A 903-nucleotide genomic window follows, 5' to 3' on the forward strand; every position below is an offset into this window, starting at 1 on the left:
GCGGATGAACAGGCCCGCCGCGATGCCCGGATCTGGTGTCTTGATGCGGTCGAGCTGTTCTCGATCGAGAACGGGCTGACGAAGAAGCCCGCCGATCTGACCTGGGCTGCGGCCTATAACGCGGGCAACATCGAGGCGCCGGAGTGGGTGCGTGCAGTTATTGCCACCGCCTCGCGTGAGCAGCTTCGCACATGGCGCAAGCGGCGCACCACCGAAGGCGACGACGCCCTTGCCCGCGATGATCGGGGCCGCAAACCGCTGCTTGATACCGCCCTTGATGGCGAGGTCCGGTCCTTTTGTCTGGCGGTCATGGCGGCAAAGCCCTTTGTGAAGGCCAAGCACGTCCGCGCCGTGGTGTTGGATCGCTATCGCGCCCGGTTGGATCGCGAACCCTCCGTCCGCGACGTTCAGCGCGCCATGAAGCGGTGGGAGGTGGAGTTCCGCAACGAGCTTTTGCGCCTGCGTGACCCTGACGCCTATCGCTCGAAAGTCGAATTCTCGGCGGTCGGCTCGACCACGGCCGAGCATCTGAATGAACTTTGGCAGATCGACGCTTCGCCCGCCGATGTGATGCTGAAAGGCAAAAAGCGCCACTCGATCTATATGGTGGTGGACATCTTCAGCCGCCGCACAAAGATCTGGGTGACGCAGACCCCGCGCGCCTCGGCGGTGGGCGCATTGATCCGGGCGTGTATCCTGGACTGGGGTGTCCCGGACACAATCAAGACCGACAATGGCAGTGATTTCAAGGCGCGGGCGACCGAGCGGCTGTTCTCGGCGCTTGGGGTGAATGTCGAAGTTTCGCCGCCATATGACCCCAAAACCAAGGGCAATGTCGAGCGTGTGATCGGCACGTGTCAGCGCGATCTGGCGACCTGCCCCGGCTTTATCGGTCACTCGGTG

At 63.1% G+C, this 903-nt stretch carries 1 protein-coding gene; it reads left to right on the forward strand.

The window, feature by feature from the left end:
• Positions 1-903, forward strand: a 903-nt coding sequence (locus RMT89_RS40370; RefSeq protein ID WP_315888727.1) for a DDE-type integrase/transposase/recombinase, incomplete at both ends; no start/stop codon positions are given.

The organism is Streptomyces sp. P17 (assembly GCF_032436805.1).
In the GTDB taxonomy this organism is placed as follows: Bacteria; Actinomycetota; Actinomycetes; order Streptomycetales; family Streptomycetaceae; genus Streptomyces.